This is a genomic window from Bacillus cereus group sp. BfR-BA-01379 (assembly GCF_022663605.1).
Taxonomy (GTDB): domain Bacteria; phylum Bacillota; class Bacilli; order Bacillales; family Bacillaceae_G; genus Bacillus_A; species Bacillus_A mobilis.
This window is the reverse complement of the sequence record NZ_JAKUFT010000227.1, coordinates 1-336: the sequence shown is the minus strand read 5'-3', so window position 1 is coordinate 336 and position 336 is coordinate 1. Positions and strand designations below refer to the sequence as shown.

Here is a 336-nt window from a genome sequence, read left to right as displayed (position 1 = left end):
AGTTTTAATCAATACGTTGAAACACAAATACAAGAAGCGAAGACAAGAAAATTTGTCTTCGCTTTTATTTAACATAGTTTCAGTAGCTAGAATGGCTGAGAGCTCCAATGCTCTGCGATTCTGAGCGAGCTGCTTACGCTTTTTATTTAATCCGGTTCCAGCGGCTAGAATCTCCGGTCATTTCACTCTCTCACTCGAAGCAAAAAGCGCTTCAAGGTCGAGAGTTCCAATGCCCTGCGATTCTGAACGAGCCGATTGCACTTTTTATTTAATAACCAAGTTCGGTTTTTTATTCAAGCTATGACGCCCGTCTACGAAGCGTACTGTGCCTGATTT

The 336-nt window shown here is 42.0% G+C and carries 1 protein-coding gene; it reads right to left on the bottom strand.

The genetic code is table 11. The features are described 5' to 3' along the window. Window positions 1-264: 264 nt before the first annotated feature. On the bottom strand, window positions 265-336 hold a 72-nt coding region (locus MR113_RS27585; protein WP_242257501.1), incomplete at its 5' end, for a hypothetical protein.